General features: G+C 36.3%; 2 protein-coding genes and 1 pseudogene. All 3 read left to right on the forward strand.

Annotation, left to right across the window (positions count from 1 at the left end; genetic code table 11):
- Positions 1 to 75, forward strand: a pseudogene (locus GNE10_RS34055) (photosystem II protein D1); the annotation flags it as partial.
- A gap of 362 nt (positions 76 to 437) precedes the next feature.
- Positions 438 to 974, forward strand: coding sequence for a universal stress protein (locus tag GNE10_RS34060; RefSeq protein ID WP_185570442.1), 537 nt, complete (start codon positions 438 to 440; stop codon positions 972 to 974).
- A gap of 207 nt (positions 975 to 1,181) precedes the next feature.
- Positions 1,182 to 1,541, forward strand: coding sequence for a DOPA 4,5-dioxygenase family protein (locus tag GNE10_RS34065; protein WP_185570443.1), 360 nt, complete (start codon positions 1,182 to 1,184; stop codon positions 1,539 to 1,541).
- Positions 1,542 to 2,220 lie beyond the last annotated feature (679 nt).

Below are 2,220 nucleotides of genomic sequence, written 5' to 3' on the forward strand. Positions count from 1 at the left end.
CACAACTTCCCCTTAGACTTGGCATCTGCCGAAGCGGCTCCTGTTGCAATCAGCGCTCCTGCTATCAACGGTTAATCCTTGCCCTAGTCCACTGAACTGAAAATTAAATAGAATCAAAAGCGCCCTCCTTGATGGAGGGCGCTTTTTAGTGTCATACCAATTTGCATTTACCATCTCCATCTCCCCAGATTTTCTTCACAACTCTCTCAAAATCTTTTGCTATAAATAGAACTATCAAACTAAAAGATTTCAGGAATTTAAAATTCAAAAATTGCTAGACTGACACTTCGCAGCAATTGTTTGATTGCAACTCTTGTAGTGTCAGCACTGCGCGGTTATTCAAAATACTTCAAAATCTCAGGAAACATAGCAGATAGGCTGCTCATTTAAAATCATCCCACATCTGCAAATTCAAATTCATAGAACTGGGGGTCTATATGTTTAAAAAGATTTTAGTTGCATTAGATCGTTCGGACGTAGGGCAAAAGGTTTTTGACCAAGCCTTTAATTTAGCAAAATTAACACAAGCTAGCTTAATGCTACTGCATGTCTTATCACCAGAAGAAGATGGTAGTCCTTACGTACCTGTTGTATCTAATTTTGACTACTATCCTGGATTGAACACTCAAAGCTTCGAGTTGTACCAAAAGCAGTGGGAGACCTTTAAAACTCAAGGTATCCAAATGTTACAATCTTTCTGCGCTCAAGCTAATACAGCAGGCATTACTACGGAATTTACACAAAATGTTGGCAATCCTGGTCGCGTTATTTGTGACTTAGCCCGTAGTTATGATGCTGACTTAATTGTTATGGGGCGTCGCGGTCGTTCTGGGCTGACGGAATTATTTCTGGGTAGTGTAAGTAACTACGTCCTTCATCATGCTTCTTGTTCAGTACATATAGTGCATCTTTCCATTACCACTAAAAAAGACGAACTTGTCAAAGAAACTACAAGTGCTTCAAGCGTTAACTAAGTATTAAATTGCATGAACTATGGGTGATTGTTGACGGTTGAATGTTAACTGTTCGCTGTCAACAGTCTAATCAAGTGGAGTAAGGAAGGCTCCGCTCAATTAATGTGCAATTTTTTTGTAGAACAGCTTAGAAATAATTATTACGTGAGCGATCGCTAATTCCATGCTACCAGATAAAATTAAGTAATACTTAAGGAAAAAGCCAACATGGAAGAAGACACCACAGAAATCGTTGGTTTTCATGCTCATGTCTACTTTGATACCGGAACTCGTGATGTCGCCGCCCATGTGCGTGAAGGATTAGGGGGTAGATTTGACGTAAAGCTAGGACGCTGGTTTGACCAGCCCATCAGCCCCCACCCCAAAAGTATGTATCAAGTTGCTTTCTTACCAAATCAGTTTGATAAAGTTGTCCCTTGGTTAATGCTGAATCGTCAAGGCTTGGATATTCTTGTTCACCCCGAAACAGGGGATGATGTAGCAGACCATACCCATCGCTCTCTATGGTTAGGTAATAAGCTAGATTTGAATATAGACTTTCTTCGAGAAATTACAAAGCACTCTTAATTTGCCTACATATAGGAATCCGATTTGATTTTTTAACCATTTGTAAAGACTCTAAACAGGGAATGGGCAACGGGGAACAGGTAAAAAGAAATCAAAGTGTACTGAGTGAGTTTTTGCAAAAATCAAATATGAGTCCCATAGTTGGCAGACAAATTTGTATCAGGCATCGCTCTAAATAATAAAAATTTTTAACATAACTATTCTCACCATCTTTTAATTATTAAATCACCCTAAAGATTGATTTCCGATAATTTTACGCTACTAATAAAGAACAAAATTAATAAACAGAATATATTTGAGATACCCTACCCTGCGATTGAGGTGATTTCTCACTTTTGTAGATAGACTATTTATGAATTATGAATTGCTTCTTGAAATTATAAGACAATACAGTTCAGTTAAGGAATTTATTTGTTAAGGCAGGAAGGAAAAAAGTTAAACAAAACTGTATTGAATTATAAGAATCATATTTTTTGAAAAAACAGTACAGTTACAGCCATTTTTTATTTACTTAAATCTGTTTTATACCAAGAAAAATCAGTTATTCAAATCAAATTTTTATAGTTTTAGCAAATAGAATTAATTTGGCTATTAATGATAAAGTAATACGCTTATCTATCGCACTAATTTTCGTATAAATTTTATTCGTCATTAGTTATTACGTTATTACTCATTTGTG

Source organism: Nostoc sp. 2RC (genome assembly GCF_014222165.1).
Lineage (GTDB): Bacteria > Cyanobacteriota > Cyanobacteriia > Cyanobacteriales > Nostocaceae > Nostoc > Nostoc linckia.

Coding starts and splice junctions, on each gene's coding strand:
- GNE10_RS34060 (WP_185570442.1), top strand. CDS start 438: ATGTTTAAAAAGATTTTAGTTGCATTAGATCGTTCGGACGTAGGGCAA.
- GNE10_RS34065 (WP_185570443.1), top strand. CDS start 1,182: ATGGAAGAAGACACCACAGAAATCGTTGGTTTTCATGCTCATGTCTAC.